Genomic DNA, 20,055 nt, shown 5'->3' on the forward strand with positions numbered 1-20,055 from the left:
CATATTTCAGGACGAGACAGTTGATAAAACTTACGAATGACCAATAAACATCCAATAACTGAAGAATTAAGTTCATCAAAAAAGTATGCTGGAATACCTCAATTAGTTGATTTAAGTTTTGACTTATGGACATTAAAAGTTAAGCTTGAGTTTTCTGATTTGCAAAATCCAATTTATCTGACTTTTAAAAATGTGCAAGGGTTTAGAGTTTTGGACGAAGGAAATTTAATGGAGTTTTGGAACAACGAAACACGAAGTAATGGTTGGTTGTGGAAAGTAAAAAAAGGTGGATGGCACGACCAAGAAAAAGAACGTGACGGATTTTTTACTGGTAAAGCACATTTAATCGATTATGATGAATATATGATTGTCGGAATAGGAATGTGCTTGAATCTAATTGGAGGAATCGAACCGATAATTACTGAACCTTAAAAATTGGAATGAATAAAAAACTGAATCAAACAATTCAATGGTCAATGTCGTTTACGACACTTATGACTTATTTGGTTTTCATATTAGCTGGTAGAATATTGGCGGACATTATGAATCTGAATGATATTTCTGGTTGGCAAATGCAAATTAGAAACTCTGGAATTGATGGAATATTTGAAATATCTCTGATTATATTCCTCATAACTTATTTAATACTTGACATTAAAAAACAATACCGAAATATTCTGATTTCAAAATTTCATTTAGTCAGCATTTCAATATGTGCAATAATTAACAGTTTCGGAAATATTGATATTAAAATATATTTGAGCTTTGTTGTATATGCAATATTTTTGTTTTTAATTAATGTTTATTTGACTGTAAAAAACGTTGCACAACACCGTGTATAATTAATTGCTAGGTTCTTCCCTACTTGCGGATATTCCTGCGGAATTTTCATGGGTTCGTAAAAGTTTACTAACTTAGTTGCTGAACCACGCAACTAACCATACAAAATCACCTTTACCACAAGCATGAACACCCAATGAAATTCAACAAAACATTCATATTCTTATTGCTTATAATAAGTTGTTCAGACATAAAACCTGATAACCAAACTTCCGAATTTGAAAAAGTGTTAGGAATTGAAAATGTTGCGACGTTGGACTTTCTTGTTTCTGATTTTGAGAATGATTTCCTAAAAAGACAATATCCGAATTTAAAAACTGAAAATGCTTACCGACAGTTTTTAATCGAATTACGTGATGAAAAAACCGAAAACTGGAAACACATATCCGAAAAGGCAAGAACCAAATTTAAAACGAGTGACTTACGACTCGAAATGTACGAATACCCAGATTCAGTATGGATTATAGAAAATAGTGATTTTGACAAAATAGAGTCTGATTCTTTGGAATACATAAAACATCCTGTTCCTTACATAAAATCGAGATTTAAATACGCTAGTCCAGACGGAACTATAGAATATTCATATATAAGAAGTCATTCTTCAGAACTTAAGCCAAATTCCAATTTTGAATCTATTATAAACCACGAATTAAATTCACCGCATTTTAATTACATCGGAAAATATCTGCAAGCACTAGAATCTATAAAAAACAAAAATAAGTTTTACGACAAATTATTCGATGTAAAAAAGGAATTTGGCTATGTGTCACCAAAACTAACTGCTTTTGAAATGTTGGATTATGGCTTTGATTTAAATGATGAGTTGAATAGACAAATAATAGTACTTGAATTAGCTTATTGAAAATAAAAAATATACGTTTGCTAACAACGTACTTTGGCCGTAAAAAGTAAAACTTCATTAATTTTTCACCAAAGCACATTTATAATTCCATTAAAATAATAAAATCTAAAACAGTGCCGGATAAAGTAACAAAAAGAATCTATCAATTAGACTTATTGAGATTTATAGCGGCTTTAATTGTTGTACTTTATCACTATTTTTTTAGAGGTTTTTCAGCAGATAATTTGTCTGATTTAAACTTTAATGAGATCAGTAATTACTTTAAATATGGCTTCTTAGGTGTTAATATCTTCTTTATTATTAGTGGCTTTGTGATTTCACTTTCTATTAAAGATAGATCGATTATAAAGTTTATAATTTCTAGAATTTCACGGTTATATCCAATGTATTGGATTTGCGTTTTACTAACCTTCCTAGTCATTGTCTTCTTTGGAGCGCCAAGATTTACGGCCGAATTAAATCAGTTCTTTTATAACCTTACTATGTTTCATAATTACATAGGAGTCGAAAGTATTGATGGTGTTTATTGGACGCTTTTTATAGAAATGAAATTCTATATTTTTGTCATTGGATCGTATCTCGTCTTAAACAAATTGAAGGCTATAAAATTAGATTATCTAATTTATACTTGGCTAACACTGTCAGTATTCTATTTCTTTTTTAACGAGTATTTTATTTTTAAGATTGCTAAATCTCTCTTTATTTTAGACTGGAGCTCTTATTTTATAGCAGGAATTATTTTTTATCAGATCTATAAAAGCAAACTGAATTTAAAATATACTTTTCTATTGTTAATTACCATATTATTATCCATACAACACACTATTATAGAGACTGCAAAAAAAGCTAGGCATTTTAATATTGAATTCTCCCCTTTTATTGCTTGTGGGATAATTGTTCTATTTTATGTGCTCATATTATTAGTGGCTTGCCATAAATTGAAATACTTAAATTCTTCAAAGTTTATAAAAATAGGACTGCTCACCTATCCCCTATACTTAATTCATCAAAAAATTGGGTATATCATTTTTGATAATTTCGGAAATGATGCGAATAAATATGTCGTCGTAATTGCGACAACTTTTTTTATGATCTTTATATCGTTTATTTTAAGTGAGTTTTTTGAACCAAAAGCATCTCACTATTTAAAATCCAAATTAAAACAGCTATCGACAAAGTATATAACGAACTCGACTCATTAAGTCTTAGATGAAAGTATTATTAAACAATATCGAAGTCACTAAGTAAACATTAACCGTAAATAGTGGTATGAACTACGGTAGAAACTCTAACGAATATACCGAAGCTTATGAAATTCAATTAAGCACGTCTGTCAATTAAAATATTTACCCTAAAATCTTAACCAACAACTCTTTAAGTAAGTCTCCTTGAGGTATTGCATTAGCACCAACACCTTTGCTTTTTACATCCGTTTCGCGAAGTATACCAATGATATAGCTTACTTTTTTCATCGGATAGTTCCTGGCAGCATCTAAATATTCATTTACAAAATAAGGATTCACTTTTAATGCTGAAGCAACACTACGCGGATTTCTATCCGACATCCCATGAAGATGTAATAATTGAGAAAAGAAGCTAAATAACAAGGCGACAGAAACCACAATAGGATTATCTTTTGGGTTTTCTGCAAAGTATTTCGCTATTTGATGTGCTTTTAAGACATTACGCTGACCAACGGCCTTTCGTAATTCAAAATTATTAAAATCCTTACTGATTCCAATGTTTTCTTCAATATGATCTGGTGTAATCTGTGTGCCTTCTGGTAAAACGATTTTAAGCTTATTAAGCTCGTTATCAATTTTACTAAGATTCGTACCTAGAAACTCCACTAGCATCTGAGCAGCTTTAGGTGAGATATTATAATTCTGACCCGCTAAAACACGTCTAATCCAATCGGCAACTTGGTTTTCATACATTTTCTTACTTTCGAAAACAATCCCACCATTTTTATTAATCGCCTTAAATAACGCCTTACGCTTATCTAATTTCTTGTACTTATAATTAAGAACTAAAACGGTTGATGGTTGCGGATTATTGGCATATTCTACTAACTTCTCAATGGTTCTGCTTAAATCTTGCGCTTCCTTTACAATTACAACTTGGCGTTCTGCCATCATAGGATATCGCTTGGCGTTACTTACAATGTCATCTATAGTGACATCACGACCATAAAGCACCATTTGGTTGAATCCCTTTTCGGAGTCGTCTAATACGTTGTCTTCAATATAATCTGAAATCTTATCTATATAATAGGCTTCCTCACCCATTAAAAAATAGATAGGTTTAAGGTCTCCCTTTTTTATTGCAGCTACTAGTTGTTTTACGTCGTCCAAAATTGATATAAATTCCAAAAATTATATTCCAAATTTCCATGGTTTGTATTCAACATTATATTAAATAAAATGGATTTTGGTAATCGAAAATTGTGATTTGTGGTATACTACTTTAACTTTGAAAAAAATTAGCGATTCTAAGTGTTGCAAGAACTCAACTTTCCAAAGTTTGAATACCGTTTCAAAAGTACAGAAAATAAAGTTTCTATTTTTGATGTCATTCGTAAAAAATTCATCATTCTTCAACCCGAAGAATGGGTGAGACAACATTGTGTGCATTATTTAATGTCGATTAAGAACTACCCAAAGTCATTGATTAATGTTGAAAAAGAACTGATTATAAATGGCTTAAAAAAACGATACGATATTGTTATTTTTAATTCGGATGGTAGCATTCATTTAATTGTAGAATGTAAATCGCACAGCATTGAAATAGACCAAACCACCTTCGACCAAATTGCACGTTATAACTTGACTTTAAATGCCTCGTATTTAATGGTAACTAACGGTTTAAATCATTATTATTGTGAAATGGATATGGACGCAGAACGGTTTTCGTTTTTAAAAGACATCCCTAATTATACTCAGAAGTAAATGCTACAAACCAAGGACTTAGCAATTGTTATTTTAAACTGGAATGGAAAAGCCTTACTCAAACAGTTTTTGCCTTCTATTATTAATTATTCTGATGATGCTGTAATTTATGTAGCTGATAATGCCTCAACCGATGATTCTGTAGCTTTTCTTAAGGAACATTTTCCAACAGTAAAAATTATTCAGAATACAGAAAATGGAGGCTATGCCAAAGGGTATAATGATGCCTTAAAACATATTGAAGAACCCCTACTCTGCTTATTGAATAGCGATATTGAAGTGACCGAAAATTGGCTTCAACCTATCATTTCTGAATTTAATAGTAACGCTACTACAGCGATTATTCAACCAAAGATTTTAGATTTTAAAAATAAATCTCTTTTTGAATATGCAGGAGCTGCTGGTGGCTTTATAGATAAATATGCTTATCCCTATTGCAGAGGTCGAATTTTTGACACGATTGAAGAAGACAAAGGGCAATACAACGATACCAAAACTATTTTTTGGGCGTCAGGAGCTTGTTTTTTTACTAGAAATGAGGTGTTTCAAAACTTAAAGGGGTTTGATGAATCGTATTTCGCTCACATGGAAGAGATTGATTTGTGTTGGAGGGCCTTCAATTCTAATTATATTGTAAAATATGTTGGCGCTTCTACCATATATCATGTTGGTGGTGCTACATTGAATAATACCAACTCTAAAAAAACCTATCTCAATTTTAGAAATAGTCTGTTTACACTAGTAAAAAATACGGATTCTCATGTGTTATTTAGAGTATTATTTAAAATGGGGTTAGATGGTATAGCTGGTATACGCTTCTTGTTTCAATTAAAACCGGCATTTTTATTAGCCATTTTAAAAGCCCATATGTCGTTTTATTACAATTTACCTCGACTTTTAAAGCAGCGAAAACAATTTTCTCAACGTTCTAGCTATTACGAAACAGTGTCCATTGTGTGGTCTTATTTTATAAAAAAACGAACACAATTTTAATTGTTTATAAAACTGTTAAAATTTATGTTAATCCATGTCCAACGGACTTTTGTTTTCCATAATTTTGTTACGTTAAACTTAACAATTTAAACTAGAGTTCAATTATGAAAAAATTAATGTTATTAGGTGTTTGCTCAATGGTATTTTTGGCATCTTGTGTGTCTAAAAAAGATTATTTAGCACTAGAAGCACAACAAAAAGAAACCCAAGATTTATTAAATACCGCAACCGTTAAACTAAATAGTTGTTTATCTGATGTCGCGGCAGCTAATGCAAGAGTGGAAACTATGAAAGATCAATTGGCTGATTTACGTAGAAGTAATGAAGCATTGATAAAGAGCTCTCAAGATATGACAGAGCTTACTAGCCAAGGAGCAAAAAATATAGAGGCTTCTTTAGAGAGTCTTAAGGAAAGTAACTTGAAAATATCACGATTACAAGATGCATTAACGCGTAAAGACAGTGTTACCCTTGCAATTGTTACAAGTCTTAAAAAATCTGTAGGTATTAATGATCCAGATATTGAAATTAATGTTGAAAAAGGAGTTGTATTTATTTCTATTGCAGATAAACTGTTATTCCAAAGTGGAAGTTACAACGTATCTTCAAAAGCTAATGAAATCTTAGCGAAAGTTGCTAAAGTCATTAATAGCAAGCCTGATTTTGAAGCTATGGTAGAATCTCATACAGATAATGTATCTTACAGTAGACCTCCATTATTAGATAACTGGGATTTAAGTGTTAAACGTGCGACTTCTGTTGTAAGAGTTTTAGAAAGCTTAGATGTAAACCCTCAGCAATTAATTGCAGCTGGTCGTAGTCATTACGTGCCTTTAGTAGAAAATGATACTGCAGAAAATAAAGCAAAAAACAGACGTACACGTATTGTTGTAATGCCTAAAATTGATCAGTTCTACGAAATGGTTGAATCTGAAATGAAAAACTTATCTGAAGGAAACTAATTCTGAAAGATTTTTGATATAAGAAAACCCAATGCGTTTGCATTGGGTTTTTGTTTTTTATAAGGTTATTGTTTCAACTTTACGTTTAGTGTCCTCATCACTAAGTCTAAATACTTTTATTTCTTTCTCTTCATTGGGCTTTCCATAATTCCTAAAAATAGTCACTTTTAAACCTGCTGGACCTGTGATTTTTTGAACACTATCAGAATAGTAGTCTACAGAAATTTCATAATTTCCTTTTTGAGCTTTTTTAATCCAATAGCTTTCTGGTCCATAGCCATCAACTAAATCTTCAGATATTCTACCACCAAATTTTGAAGTGTCATGACCATAGTAAATCTCTTCATCATCTGGATTTTTAACATATAAATCTAAATCCGTTTCGCCATGATTCCAATCGACAACAACTCTAATATCCGTTTCAATAGGTTCATAGGTTCCTCTCAATGCTATAGCTCTTTCACTATGGTTTGTATTCACTAAATGGCATAATTCAACATAGGCAATTTGCTCTATACCATAGTATAATTCGTCTTCGTCTTTCTCTAATAGCTGGCCATTAACAATTTTTAATAATAAATCAATGGCAGCGTCTATGTCTCCATTAGCTTCATAAGCCAATGCTAAATCTCTATAAGATTGTGGATGTTCTGGTCGTAACTCTAATACATTTTTGTAAACATAAATCGCTAAGTCATATTTTTTATATTGCTCAAGTTTATAGGCTAAGGCTCTAATGAGTTCATGATTATCTAAATCAATCTCTATGAGGTTGGTCGCTACTCTTAAAGCAATATCAATTCTATTTTTACTTTCAAAGAAATCAGCTATATCTAAAAAGAACGACGGAGTATTTCTATAATTTTCTCTAATTTTCAAATAGGCTTTATATGCTTCTTCAACTGAATTCTGAGCCTTTAAATACTGGATATAAGACGCATTCTTATCCCAATTTTGTAATGTTGATTGCTCTACTATTTTTTCATTAAGTACTTCTATTTCTTTTTTATGATTTACCGCTCCATTCTTTGTTGTAATTACAACAATTCCGTTAGATCCTCTTGAACCATAGATTGCAGTTGCAGCTGTATCCTTTAGAACTGTTGTTGAAATTATTTCATCTGTACTAATTTTAGATAAATCACCTACATAAGGTATTCCATCAACAATATATAATGGTTCCCTATTTCCATTCATAGTACCAAAGCCTCTAATTTTAATGGTTGTATTTGATCCAGTAGTTCCGTTTACAGTATTAACATTGACACCTGCTACTTGACCAGATAACAATTGCGTTGCTATACTTTCAGACCTTACTGTAGTTACTGCTCCTGTAAAAGCTTCCTTGGTTGTTGTGCCATAGCCGATAACGATAACTTCATCTAGAGTTGACGCGTCTTCATTCAACTCCATATTTAAAGTAGTATCAGAACTTAACCTCTGTTCTACAGTAGTCATACCTACAAATGAAAACACTAAGGTTTCATTCGGAGATGCGTTAATTACAAACTTTCCATCAAAATCAGTTTGCACTCCTCTACTTGTACCTTTAACAATAACTGAAGCCCCTGGTAACGGTAAGCCATCACTTGATGTCGTAACAACACCATGAACAAATGCTTTAGTAGAATCTATATTATGTGTAACAACTAGTCTCGTGTTTGTGCTTTGATTGTTACTAGTATTGGTTGAAGTTGTTTCAGAGGTATTGTTAGTATTTGGGTTAGTATGAGCAACCTTTTTCTCTGGTTTATTCGCTTTTGGATTAAAGTCTTTATCATACCATGATCGAATTGATTCATAATCCGATTTCAGCTCTTCTCTTCTATCAAATAATGCATCACGTGAATGCTGTTGTTGTAATTTTGATTGTGCTAACCTACGATTGTATTCTTCTTTTAATTCTGAAGGAGGTTCTATTTTGTAGCGCACATAATCTTCTATTCTATCTAATACAATCATAGAGGTATAAGGAGAAATTAAATGATACGCTTTAGCTAATTCTATAATGTCATTTTTATTTTCTTCTTTCTTTTTCGTCAAATGCTGAAGTTTAGCTTTTGCCCAAAGACGCTTAGATACTTCAGAGTTTGAAGAGGATGTCAAATCTACAAATATACGTTCTGTGATTTCATTGCCATAACCAAATAGCAATTCAATAGACTTCTCTTCCATAAACTTACCACTTAAATTAAAGTTTTCGTTAACGCTACTTTTCGGTTTGGGATACACTTCAAATAGTGAGTTATCATGATTTACACCAAGAAATTGAATGGCTTCATGTTTTAATAAATCTACCGCTGAATTATTAGTGAGACTATTCAAATTGATATAATTTCCACTGTTTTCTGTCGCTAAATCATTTAGTAATTGATGATTTGCAGAATTGACTGAATTAATACAATATAGCCTAGAACTATTACTTAGTTCTAATTCTCCTAGATTATGCAATCCGTCCGAAAACAATAATATGTCATCAGATTTTGGAATTGATAAACCTTTATAAGATGTTCCTCCATCGTATGTAATCTTTTTTAAGGTATTTATTAGCTCTTGGCTATCTCCATTTTTTATTCTAAAAGTAGAATTGCTAATTAGAGTATTACTGAACACCACTAACGATACCTTTACATCTTCTAAGGATTTTAAATAACTAGTAATTAAGTTTAACTCTGCTTCTAATTTTTTATAGTGCATGGAATAAGATGCATCCCATAAAATTGTAATTGATTTCGCCTTTGATTTTAATCTTCTTTTCGGAACAAAGGTTTTATTAATATGAAAATACGCTTCGAAAGTCTGCAATGCAAATACATCTTTTATAGGTATAGATAGTTTTAAGTTTCTATTTAGGTCAACAGAATTTGCTACATATGTTCCGACAACATTTTTTCCTTTCTTAATGAATTTAAGATCCTTTTTAAAGCTTTCAGTTACCGATGGTAATTGCTCTAGATTATGACAAACAATGTCAATGCTAAAATCATTCAAAGGCTTACTAAATCCAAGAGGCATATTAAATTGATAGTGATTGTCATTAACCAATAAATTTTGCTCGTAAGTAATAACGATTCTCTTATGGCCTTTTGCAGGAATAGGATAAACTCTAGCTTTGTAATTGTTTCCCTGAGTTTGCTCCAACAATGCAGGGTCTATACGTTGCCTAATTGTATTTTCATAAGCAACTCTTCCAAGCTCTTTTTCTACGATAACTGCTGATCGTAATTTTCCATTTAAGTCCATGGCAAAATGCGATACACTTTGTCCTTCTGCCAATGGAAATGCTAGTTCACCTTCTAAAACTCTGTCATGACCATTATAAAATGTCATGTCGTAAGTTACTGTCGCATAATTTCCTGATATTTCTGCATTTATTCGCAGTTTATCAAGCATTAACTCAGACTTGTCTTCTAATGTTACGGTTGGAAAATTTTGTGATTGAATTGATATGGATAGCATCAATACAATCAAAAAGGGTATTATTTTTTTCATTGGTTTGGCATTTAAAGTTTAATCAAAACTAAATGTCATACCAATAAAATAAAACCCAAAATGAGTAAACTCCTTCTTTGAATGAGTTAACGTCCTAAAACAGCTTTTAAGGTTTTTTTACGTTGAATTTTCCCGTTTACAGTTTCTGAGAACTGGTCTACAGTATAAATTTCCTTTGGAATTTCGAACTTATCTAAAGTCTTCAATTCTTTAATTGCCTTTGCAATATCTTCTTTAGAATCTGATGGGTTTTCAACAATAAGAATCAACTTTTCTCCAAGTGTTACATCATCTTCACCTGCCACTATATAACGTTGTTTGATAGCTGGCTGTAATTTGTCTTCAATTTGTTCTGGGAATAATTTTACGCCACCAGAATTTATTACATTATCAAAACGCCCAAATAACTGAAAACTGGTTTCAGATTTTAACGTTACAATATCATTAGTGATTAAATCTTCTTCAACGAGTTTTGGTGCATGTATAATTAAACAATTTCTATCATCTTGGGCAAAGGTAACATGTTCTAAAGCTTTAAAATACACTTCTTTTTCAGCAGACTTAGACTGTAACTGTCTTACAGCAACGTGTGTTACGGTTTCTGTCATTCCATACGTTTCATAAAACTTAGGCTCACAGTTTTTTATTTGTTCTAAAAGTGGCTTAGTGACTTTAGATCCACCAACAATAATCGATTTTATATTATGGATGTAATTAATGGTATGTTTTAATTGCAATGGTACCATAGCACAGAAATCATAAGTCTTTTCATAGTCAAAAATTGGCTGAGCAGATGGCTCTACAAAATCAATTTCTAGACCCAAAACTAAAGCACGTATAAACATCATTTTACCTGCAATAAAATGACTTGGTAAACAATGTAATGCTTTATCTCCTGGTTCTAACCCGAAAAAATTACCTGTTGCTATAGAAGAATTAACCATTGCTTGTTTCATCAGCTTAATTTCCTTTGGCTTCCCAGTAGAACCCGATGTGGTTACATATAAATAGTCCTTATTATTTAACCAATCAATTAAAAAATCACCAGTCACTTTTTCATAGGGTTCTCCTTCTTTTATGAGACTATATGCCACTTCTTTTAGCTCTTCATGACTAAAATGAAGTCCATTAAACTTAAAACGGTTGTGTACTTTGTTGTATTCTGGTGTCATATTCTAATCGATTATTTTATAATTATCTTTTGGTGGTTCTTCAACTGTTCCGAATAATTTATCTTTCCAATTGGTCCATCCGTATTTTTTTGAAAGTATCAATAGCATTATAGGGTATACAATTAAGACAGGCAACATAATTTCTGAAATTGATCCTAATCCTGGTTCAGACATATCTTTAAATAACGCATCAGTTTGCAATGCTGTCCAATCTGCGGTTACTAATAAAGAGGCAATTAAGTTATTACCTAAATGAAAACCTAAAGCTAACTCTAAACCTTCATCCATTAACGTCATGATCCCTAAGAGTAATCCTGTTCCTATATAAAATATCATCATTTGCCAAAATCCAACAGCGCCTACCTCTGGGTTTGCACTATGAGCAATACCAAACAAGATCGAGGTAAAAATTAACGGAAACCATTTATTCTTAACTAAAACACCAATGTGTTGCATTAAATACCCTCTAAAGAGATACTCTTCTAGTCCAATTTGAAATGGAAATAAAATAATACTTACTATAAATAAAATAGAAAATTTAACAGGATTAAACTGAAATACAATATCAGATGAATCTATAGTATACATTGTAAAAAAGGAAACAATGGTATAGATTGTAATCATTAAGAACGAAAATAAGATACGTTTATAGTCGACCTTAGGTCTCGAAGTTGTTAATGACAAAAGGCTTCGCTGGTGAATAAATTTAACTAAAACAAATAAGAGGCCAAGCAAAAACACAAAGGGCAATAAGTTAATGACTAACAATACACTTGAAGGTAAATTCCAGCTCTTCATGGCATCCATCGCAGCATCTAAGTCACTTGGGTCTGTCATTAGATAAAACACAAAATTACTAATAAAGATGCCTGCAACTAAAATTGTAGTTAGGATAAACATCCAAAGTTCGCGTTGTCCTTTGTAGGCTTGTTGTATATAATTCATTCTATAAATTAAATTTCCAATGTTGTTCTGAATTGTAATGCAAAGTACCATTTTTTACGCTTAATGGAGAAAGAAAATTGTTAGTAAATAAACTTCCTGTTCCTAAACCTTGAGGCATGCTATTTTTTAAGGTATAAGTCCACTGTGCAATAGCATTTAAACCAATATTGCTTTCTAATGCGCTGGTAATCCACCAATTAATATTCAAATTTTCTGCACTTCTAATCCACTGCTCACTTCCAGTAAAACCACCCACCAAACTCGGTTTTAAAATTATATATTGCGGTTTTATAGTTTGAAGTAACTCTTGTTTATAATCTTCTGAAAATACTCCAATCAATTCTTCATCTAAAGCAATTGGTAAAGGCGTTTCTTTACAAAGTTGAGCCATCGCTTCAAATTGCTTCGGCTTTATAGGTTGTTCTATGGAATGTAATTGATATTCTGAAAGGCGATTTAACTTTTCTAAAGCATCATTAGGTGAAAATGCACCATTGGCATCCACTCTTAGTTCAATATCAGACACTGAAAACTCTTGTCGTATCGATTTTAAAATGTCTAATTCGGTTTGAAAATCAATAGCTCCTATTTTTAATTTGATACAATTAAATCCGGTTTCAATTTTTTCTTTGATTTGGGTTCGCATAAAATGGTCATCACCCATCCAAACTAAACCATTAATTGGAATACTGTCTTCACCTCTTGAAAATTGAGATGGAAATAGTTGAAACTGATTTGCACTATTTAATGATTTAAAAGCAGTCTCTAGTCCAAACTGAATACTTGGAAATTCAACTAATTCTAATAAAAGCTTATCTAAGCCAAGCTGAATATTGTTGCAAGTCCATTTTAATTTAGCTTCATAATCTGATCTATCATCAATTGACAAACCTCTTAAAATACCACACTCACCTACTCCTTTACTATGGTCATTTTCTAATAAAATAAACCACGTTTCTTTAGTGGTCATTACACCTCGCGATGTACCACTTGGACGTTTAAAGTCTAAAATATACTTATGGTAAGTTGCATTTATCATAGATATCAAAAATAGTTAAATAATTTCGTAAATTACAGATCCAATATCGACTGTTAATGCCTGATTTCCCAAATATTATTCTATATGCTATACCATTTTTTGTATTGGCCATGTTGTTGGAATTATATGTAACTACAAAACAACACATTAACACGTATGAAACTAAAGACGCCTTCTCATCTATTGCTATGGGCTTGGGCAATGTCATTTTAGGGTTTGCAAGTAAAGCGCTAGTTATATTAGTCTTCTTTTGGGTTTATGACAACGTTAGACTGTTTACAATTCCTGTAGCATGGTGGTCGTTTTTATTCATATTCTTTGCAGATGACTTGGCGTATTATTGGTTTCACCGTGTATCGCATGAATGTCGCCTATTTTGGGCATCACATGTCGTTCATCATTCTTCAAAGTATTATAATTTAAGCACTGCACTGAGACAAACTTGGTCTGGCGGCTTTTATACGTTTATATTTTGGTTGTGGTTACCCTTGTTAGGCTTTCATCCAGCAATGATATTATTACAAATGTCTATTAGTTTGTTGTATCAATTTTGGATTCATACAGAAGCCATTAAAAAAATGCCAAAGTGGTTTGAAGCTGTTTTTAATACTCCATCACACCACAGAGTGCATCATGGTAGTAATCCTATTTATTTAGATCGTAATCATGCTGGAATTTTAATTATTTGGGATCGCTTATTTGGTACTTTTCAACCTGAACTAGACGATGAAAAAGTAATCTATGGTTTAGTAACAAATATTAAAAGTTATAATCCAGTTAAAATAGCTTTTGTTGAATGGTGGCAATTATTGAAAGGTGCATTTACTGGACGAATGTCTATAAAGCACAGATTCCTATACCTCTTTAAATCGCCTGGATGGAAACATGATGGAAGTGGAAAAGTTAGTGATGACTTACGTAATCAGTGGTTAGGTAAAAAAAATCAATAATGATAGCACTTTCATTATTTTAAAGCTGTTAGCTTATAAACTTCAAGCAATTTATCAATCATTAAATGTTCTGAAAAATTATTAACCGAATGGTCATATGCTTTTTCACCCATGCCATGTAAAACGTCGGGATTTAAAGTGATGTCTTCAATTATATCCGCTAATTGAAGAAAATTTTCAGACTCAAAAAGGAAGCCTGTTTCTCCTTCTATAATTTGATCTAAAGCTCCTTGTATATTCGAACGAATTACTGGTTTTTTCATCATCATTGCTTCCAATGGTACTAAAGGAAAACCTTCAACTCTCGATGGAAGAACTAATACATCTATAATATTATAGATATCGGAAGGATCACTAAAAGGAATTAACGTAATTAGATGTCTTACTTCACACGCATTGATTAAACTGTTTAACCATTCAATATTACCATCTCCAAGAATAATAAGATGCATTTTTAAGTGTTTACAGCGTTCAATCGCATGAATTAAAATATCTATGCCTTTACGCTTACCGATTGTTCCGACGAAACCAAATATAACATGATTTGCAGGTGTTTTGTAACGCTCTTTTAACTTTTGAATTGCAATGCTATCAAGCGGTTGTTTATGATTTTTAACACCATTAAATATAAGTTTCACAGCAGTTTTATCATAGTTATAATCCGAAACTAAACTTGATTCTAATTCTCTACTAATCGCTATAGCATAATCCCCTTTTTTATTTAAAAAATGCTTAGGAATATTCATGTTATGATGCGTTACAATAAACTTTTTACCACACATTAATCTGTATATCGCACCTAAATATGTTGTCACAGGATAATGCGCATGTACAATATCAGGTTTTATTTTATATAATTGAAATAAGCCAAATGGTGTCGCAGTGATATATGATAGTAATTGTTGGAATCTCGTGAAATAATTAATTTTATTGTAAAGAGGAAAAGGGACTTTGACAAATTGAACTCCGTTTACTTTAGCTTTCTCAAATAACTTTATAGCATTGTAATCCTGACCAGGACCTCTAGATAATATATAAACTTCATTTCCTCGTTTTATAAGGTTTTCAGCTAAGGTATACATATGGGTGGTAGAACCTTCAGCCGGTAAATATCTTGCAAAGAAAATAATTTTCATAAGGCTCTAAATATTAATCGAATCCACTTTACTGATCTTTTTATAGAATATCTTAAACGCCTATGCTACATTGACGATTAAAATTCTAAACCTACATATTATTTATATATATTCATAGATTATTCGATAATATTCACATATTTTAATATTAATAAACAACAATGGATAGGAAACGACATACAACATGATAACTATTAAAATAATATAACAAAGATTTGTCTAAGTTTTGTTTATACTATACTGGCCATTAAAGCTTTAATAGTGTTGGCTCATCTCAAAGACCACTATATGGAATGATTAAGAAGTTCCGTATTTTCGAAACGTTTGCTCCATAAAGTTATTAGGAAAGTCAAGTAAGGTGAGCTTAAATGGATTTGAATTTCCAAAATTTATTATTAGGTAAAGGGGCTTCAAAGGTATGCATAGCCTCAGAATTAGAATCTTTATATGTTATTTTCCACGCATGAAGACAAACAGCTAATGGTAAATAATTTTGATCTGATCCATATTTTTCATCTCCAAGAATTGGAAGTCCAATATGTGCCAATTGCGCTCTTATTTGATGAAATCGACCCGTTTTTGGTTGTATTTCTAAAAGGTAGCCAAAGTCGTTTTGATCAATCACTTTGTAAGAAAGTCTACAATCTAAAGTGTTTTTTGATTTTGATTGAACGATATCCGCTCTTTTTTCTAAGTTATTCTTCACAAGAAAATTGATCAAGTGACCTTTAGTCTTGGTCGGTTTATTTTTAACAATTGCTAAATACGTTTTTTGAACTTTCCGACTGCTGAACAACGAATTAAATGTTACTAGACTACTTTTTTTCTTAGCAAATATAAGCACACCACTTGTGACACGATCTAATCGATGAATAACACCAACATAAGGTTTTCGTTTACTTTTAATAAGATGGTTAAATACTTGATTTTCAACTGTGATATTTTCATAAAGACTTTTTTCTGTAATAAGTCCTGCTGATTTATTAACGACAATATAATCGTTAGTTTCCTCTATTATTTCAAGTTTTGACATGAGACTACACTTTATTAGCGTCTTTTCTTTCTCGATTTATGCTTCTTTTTTCGTCTATGCCCTTTTGAAAAACTTGAATCTGTTGAAGGAATGGCATCATCAAATGTATTTTTAACCGCTTTAAGATTTACACTCTTCCACCCTTTTTCTTTAGTTTCAGGTAGAAGTACGTTCAATAAGTCTTGTCTACCTACCTTGTTTAAGGTCTTTCTAATCCAGTCTTTGTTTTCTTTTTTATACCAAAAGAAGAAGCGATGTTGTTCCTCTTTTTCCTTTCTAGATTTTGGTGTTTTTGTGGGTTTTAGAGTATATGGATGGTAACCACTATAATAAATAACTGTAGCAACGGTCATTGGTGTTGGTGTAAAGCCTTGAACTTGCTCTAACTGAAAGCCCATATCTTTAGTTTCGGCAGCTAAATTTGCCATATCCTCCACCTCACATGCTGGATGGTTTGAGATAAAATAAGGAATCAACTGAAGTTTAAGATCTTTCTTAATATTAATCTTGTCAAAGCGCTCTTTAAACTTATGAAAATATTTAAACGAGGGTTTACGCATCAATTTCAAAACAGGATCAGACGTGTGCTCTGGTGCCACTTTTAAACGACCAGAAATATGTTTTGTCATCACCTCTTCCGTATAATCATCTAATTCTTTAGGGTCGGCATTTTTATTAAATTCTGGCACCAACATATCATGACGAATACCACTTCCAATAAATGACTTTTTAATTTTAGGATGCTTATCAACGGCTTGATATAATTGCGTTAACGGCTTATGAGACGTGTCTAAATTACTACAAATTACTGGCGAAATACACGAAGGTGCCACACATTTATCGCATATAGACTGCACCTTGCCTTTCATTTTATACATATTAGCAGAAGGTCCACCAATATCTGACAAATAGCCTTTAAAATCTGGCATATTTGCGACTTTATCAACTTCTTTTAAAACCGATTCTTGACTACGACTTGCAATAAATTTCCCTTGGTGAGCAGAAATGGTACAAAAACTACAACCTCCAAAACAACCACGATGAATGTTGATGGAAAATTTAATCATTTCAAACGCAGGAATTGGTCCACGTTTATTATATTTTGGATGCGGTAATCTTGTGTAAGGTAAATCAAAAGAGGCATCAATCTCTTCTTCCAACATTGTTGGAAATGGTGGGTTAATAACTAAAGTTTTATCATTTATCTGCTGAAATATGCGGTTGGCTTTCAACTTATTTGATTCTTGTTCAATAACCTTGAAGTTAGAAGCAAATTTTTTCTTATCGCTTAAACAAACTGTATGGGAATGAATTTCCACATCATCCCAATTTTTATTCTTAGGAATCGCTTCATTTTTATCGACTAAAACAGCGGTTTGTTTAATAGTCGTTAAGCTCGAGAAAGGCACTCCTTTTTGTAATAACTCTACAATTTCTCGCAAAGGTTGTTCCCCCATACCATACACCAACATGTCCGCTTTAGACGTTTCTAAGATGGATGGCATGAGTTTATCACTCCAATAGTCATAATGGGTTACACGACGTAATGACGCTTCAATACCACCTATTAAAACAGGGACATCTGGAAATTTTTCTTTTAATATATTTGAATATACAGAGGTTGCATAATCGGGTCTAAATCCTATATCACCATTTGGTGTATAAGCATCTTTATCACGACGCCTTTTACTAGCAGTATAGTTACTCACCATAGGATCCATACAACCACCTGTAACTCCAAAAAATAATTTTGGAGTTCCTAGCTTCGTAAAATCTTGTAAATTATCGTTTACACTTGGCTGTGGAACAATAGCCACTTTAAGTCCATAACTCTCTAAAATACGACCAATTACGGCAGGTCCAAATGATGGATGGTCCACATAAGCATCTCCACTAAAAAGTATCACATCGAGCTCTTGCCAACCCCTGATTTTTACTTCTTTCTTTGTTGTGGGTAACCAATCTGTAAGTTTATTCATTTCCATAGTGCTGCAAAGATACAGTTAAATTTGTTTCACAACTCAACACTGAATATATTACATATATAGAATTAATCTCTATAACCGTTTAAAATCCAAATTAAGGCTTTCTCTTTAGTAGCCCTAAAAATGGTATTGTGTTTTTCTTTTGGCTCATCTGAATATGTCCAAGTTAAGGATTCAGGCGCATAAGTTTCTAATGTAGTAGCTAAATTATTGGTATGAATGGAAATGTCTTCAGTATCAGAACCTGCAAACCAAAGGCGCGTACTTTGGTTTGGAAAACGTTCTAAGTAATGCTTTGCCTGTCGTTCTAAATAATGATCATTCCACCATAACGACGGATCCATAGCGATATAAAAATCGAAAATGTTTGGTTTAAGGAGAAACGTTTCCATCACAAACAAGCCTGCTAAGGATTCTCCTATGATACCTTTTTCCTCTGTTGTTCTATACTTACCGTTTATTTCAGGCATTAATTCGTCGGTAATAAAAGCTCTAAAATATTTTGCTCCATCTGTTAATGGACAATACGCTTCATCTGCTTTTACCTCAGAAGCTCCAGATAAATCTTTCCGTCTATCAATATTTTCTATTCCAACAAGTATAATTGGTGGAATACTCTTGTTTTCAACTAATTTTGAAATTGTATTTGCTATATGTGGAAAATCTTCCATAACAATTCCACCATCAGGCATATAAATTACAGGTAAAGAGTCATTACTCGTTTTATAATTTGGTGGAGTCCATACATTTATAACGCGTGTTTCTCCTAATACTGATGACTCTAATTTAAAATTATCGTGAGGTGGAATGGGATCCTCATATTGAGGTGCATTAGCGCAACTTAACATAAGTACGAGCAATATTAATGCGAAAGATAATTTATGCATAATTTATATATTAAATTGGTCTAATATTTGGAAAATAAGCACTACCAAGATAGGCAACTATTATAAGCTATTTTCTATCTGCCATACCCAGTTATCTATTGAATTTTTTATAAAACAATAGAATATTTATAGCTCTATCTGCTCACCAATCTCTAATAACATTAGATCTTTTCCTTTATCGAAGAATTTTCGTTTGGCGTCTTCATGATTAATCTCTATATACCCAAACGTGTCGTAATGGTAGCCTAGAATTTTATCACATTCAATAAAATCACTCGCAAGAATAGCATCTTCAATTCCCATCGTAAAATTATCACCGATTGGTAAAATTGCTAAATCAAGTTTAGTTTGCATCGGAATTAATTTCATATCCATAGTTAATGCTGTATCACCAGCAATGTAAATGGTTTTATGCTCTCCTTCAATAATGAATCCACCTGGTTGTCCACCATAAGATCCATCAGGAAAAGAGGACGTATGAATAGCATTAACATATTTTAAATTTCCAAATTCAAAATCCCAAGATCCTCCGTGATTCATAGGATGACCTTCTAATCCTTTATTTTGAAAATGGGTTACGATTTCAAAATTAGAAATTATAACAGCCCCTGTGCGTTTCGCAATAGCTTCAACATCTAAAATATGATCTTGATGTGCATGTGTAACGAGTATATAATCGGCCTTTAATGTGTTAATATCTATATTAGAAGCTTTGTCGTTTCCTGTAATAAAAGGATCGACTAAAATATAAAGATCCTTCATTTGAATACCTAAAGCGGCGTGACCGTAAAATTTGATTTTCATAAGTTTT

Annotated in this window: 18 protein-coding genes; 8 read left to right on the forward strand and 10 right to left on the reverse strand. The window is 32.1% G+C overall.

Going from position 1 to position 20,055, the window contains the following annotated elements:
* The first annotated feature begins 36 nt into the window (after positions 1 to 36).
* From KO515_RS16075 to KO515_RS16090, 4 genes are all read left to right on the forward strand, one after another.
* Positions 37 to 432, forward strand: a complete 396-nt coding sequence (locus KO515_RS16075; protein WP_215937358.1) for a hypothetical protein — start codon at positions 37 to 39, stop codon at positions 430 to 432.
* Between the two features lie 8 nt (positions 433 to 440).
* Complete coding sequence (locus tag KO515_RS16080; protein WP_215937359.1) at positions 441 to 842, forward strand: hypothetical protein; 402 nt, start codon at positions 441 to 443, stop codon at positions 840 to 842.
* A 134-nt stretch (positions 843 to 976) separates the two neighbouring features.
* Entirely contained in the window at positions 977 to 1,702 is a 726-nt protein-coding gene (locus KO515_RS16085; RefSeq protein WP_215937360.1) for a hypothetical protein, read from the forward strand.
* 113 nt (positions 1,703 to 1,815) lie between these two features.
* Positions 1,816 to 2,904 carry an acyltransferase family protein gene (locus tag KO515_RS16090; protein WP_215937361.1) on the forward strand — a complete coding sequence of 363 codons (1,089 nt, stop codon included), beginning with the start codon at positions 1,816 to 1,818 and terminating at the stop codon, positions 2,902 to 2,904.
* 144 nt (positions 2,905 to 3,048) lie between these two features.
* On the opposite strand, the gene holA is transcribed toward KO515_RS16090, so the two are convergent.
* Entirely contained in the window at positions 3,049 to 4,056 is a 1,008-nt protein-coding gene (gene holA / locus KO515_RS16095; RefSeq protein WP_215937362.1) for a DNA polymerase III subunit delta, read from the reverse strand.
* 144 nt (positions 4,057 to 4,200) lie between these two features.
* Between holA and KO515_RS16100 the strand changes: the two genes are divergently transcribed.
* From KO515_RS16100 to KO515_RS16110, 3 genes are all read left to right on the forward strand, one after another.
* Complete coding sequence (locus KO515_RS16100) at positions 4,201 to 4,650, forward strand: type I restriction enzyme HsdR N-terminal domain-containing protein (protein WP_215937363.1); 450 nt, start codon at positions 4,201 to 4,203, stop codon at positions 4,648 to 4,650.
* Positions 4,651 to 5,643, forward strand: coding sequence for a glycosyltransferase family 2 protein (locus tag KO515_RS16105; protein ID WP_215937364.1), 993 nt, complete (start codon positions 4,651 to 4,653; stop codon positions 5,641 to 5,643). It abuts the gene before it with no gap.
* A 104-nt stretch (positions 5,644 to 5,747) separates the two neighbouring features.
* The gene (locus KO515_RS16110; protein WP_215937365.1) at positions 5,748 to 6,605 is read left to right on the forward strand and encodes an OmpA/MotB family protein; all 858 of its coding nucleotides are present in this window, start codon (positions 5,748 to 5,750) and stop codon (positions 6,603 to 6,605) included.
* Positions 6,606 to 6,662: 57 nt separating this feature from the next.
* Here KO515_RS16110 and KO515_RS16115 read toward each other — a convergent pair whose 3' ends face one another.
* From KO515_RS16115 to KO515_RS16130, 4 genes are all read right to left on the reverse strand, one after another.
* Positions 6,663 to 10,097, reverse strand: a complete 3,435-nt coding sequence (locus tag KO515_RS16115) for a VIT domain-containing protein (protein ID WP_215937366.1) — start codon at positions 10,095 to 10,097, stop codon at positions 6,663 to 6,665.
* Positions 10,098 to 10,183: 86 nt separating this feature from the next.
* Entirely contained in the window at positions 10,184 to 11,269 is a 1,086-nt protein-coding gene (locus KO515_RS16120; protein ID WP_215937367.1) for an AMP-binding protein, read from the reverse strand.
* A gap of 3 nt (positions 11,270 to 11,272) precedes the next feature.
* Positions 11,273 to 12,214 (reverse strand): CPBP family intramembrane glutamic endopeptidase, encoded by a 942-nt coding sequence (locus KO515_RS16125; RefSeq protein ID WP_215937368.1) that lies wholly within the window; start codon positions 12,212 to 12,214, stop codon positions 11,273 to 11,275.
* A 1-nt stretch (position 12,215) separates the two neighbouring features.
* Positions 12,216 to 13,250, reverse strand: coding sequence for an o-succinylbenzoate synthase (locus tag KO515_RS16130; RefSeq protein WP_215937674.1), 1,035 nt, complete (start codon positions 13,248 to 13,250; stop codon positions 12,216 to 12,218).
* 59 nt (positions 13,251 to 13,309) lie between these two features.
* Between KO515_RS16130 and KO515_RS16135 the strand changes: the two genes are divergently transcribed.
* Positions 13,310 to 14,203 (forward strand): sterol desaturase family protein, encoded by an 894-nt coding sequence (locus KO515_RS16135; protein ID WP_215937369.1) that lies wholly within the window; start codon positions 13,310 to 13,312, stop codon positions 14,201 to 14,203.
* Between the two features lie 14 nt (positions 14,204 to 14,217).
* On the opposite strand, the gene KO515_RS16140 is transcribed toward KO515_RS16135, so the two are convergent.
* The 5 genes from KO515_RS16140 to KO515_RS16160 form a co-directional block, all read right to left on the reverse strand.
* Positions 14,218 to 15,339 (reverse strand): glycosyltransferase family 4 protein, encoded by a 1,122-nt coding sequence (locus tag KO515_RS16140; protein ID WP_215937370.1) that lies wholly within the window; start codon positions 15,337 to 15,339, stop codon positions 14,218 to 14,220.
* Positions 15,340 to 15,703: 364 nt separating this feature from the next.
* A complete protein-coding gene (locus tag KO515_RS16145; RefSeq protein ID WP_215937371.1) occupies positions 15,704 to 16,372 on the reverse strand; it encodes an RluA family pseudouridine synthase in 669 nt (222 codons plus the stop codon).
* Between the two features lie 14 nt (positions 16,373 to 16,386).
* A complete protein-coding gene (locus KO515_RS16150; protein WP_215937372.1) occupies positions 16,387 to 18,357 on the reverse strand; it encodes a YgiQ family radical SAM protein in 1,971 nt (656 codons plus the stop codon).
* Positions 18,358 to 18,422: 65 nt separating this feature from the next.
* Positions 18,423 to 19,244, reverse strand: a complete 822-nt coding sequence (locus tag KO515_RS16155; protein ID WP_215937373.1) for an alpha/beta hydrolase — start codon at positions 19,242 to 19,244, stop codon at positions 18,423 to 18,425.
* Positions 19,245 to 19,370: 126 nt separating this feature from the next.
* Positions 19,371 to 20,048 carry a metal-dependent hydrolase gene (locus KO515_RS16160; protein ID WP_215937374.1) on the reverse strand — a complete coding sequence of 226 codons (678 nt, stop codon included), beginning with the start codon at positions 20,046 to 20,048 and terminating at the stop codon, positions 19,371 to 19,373.
* Positions 20,049 to 20,055 lie beyond the last annotated feature (7 nt).

It is taken from the genome of Winogradskyella psychrotolerans (genome assembly GCF_018860545.1).
Classification (GTDB): Bacteria; Bacteroidota; Bacteroidia; order Flavobacteriales; family Flavobacteriaceae; genus Winogradskyella; species Winogradskyella psychrotolerans_A.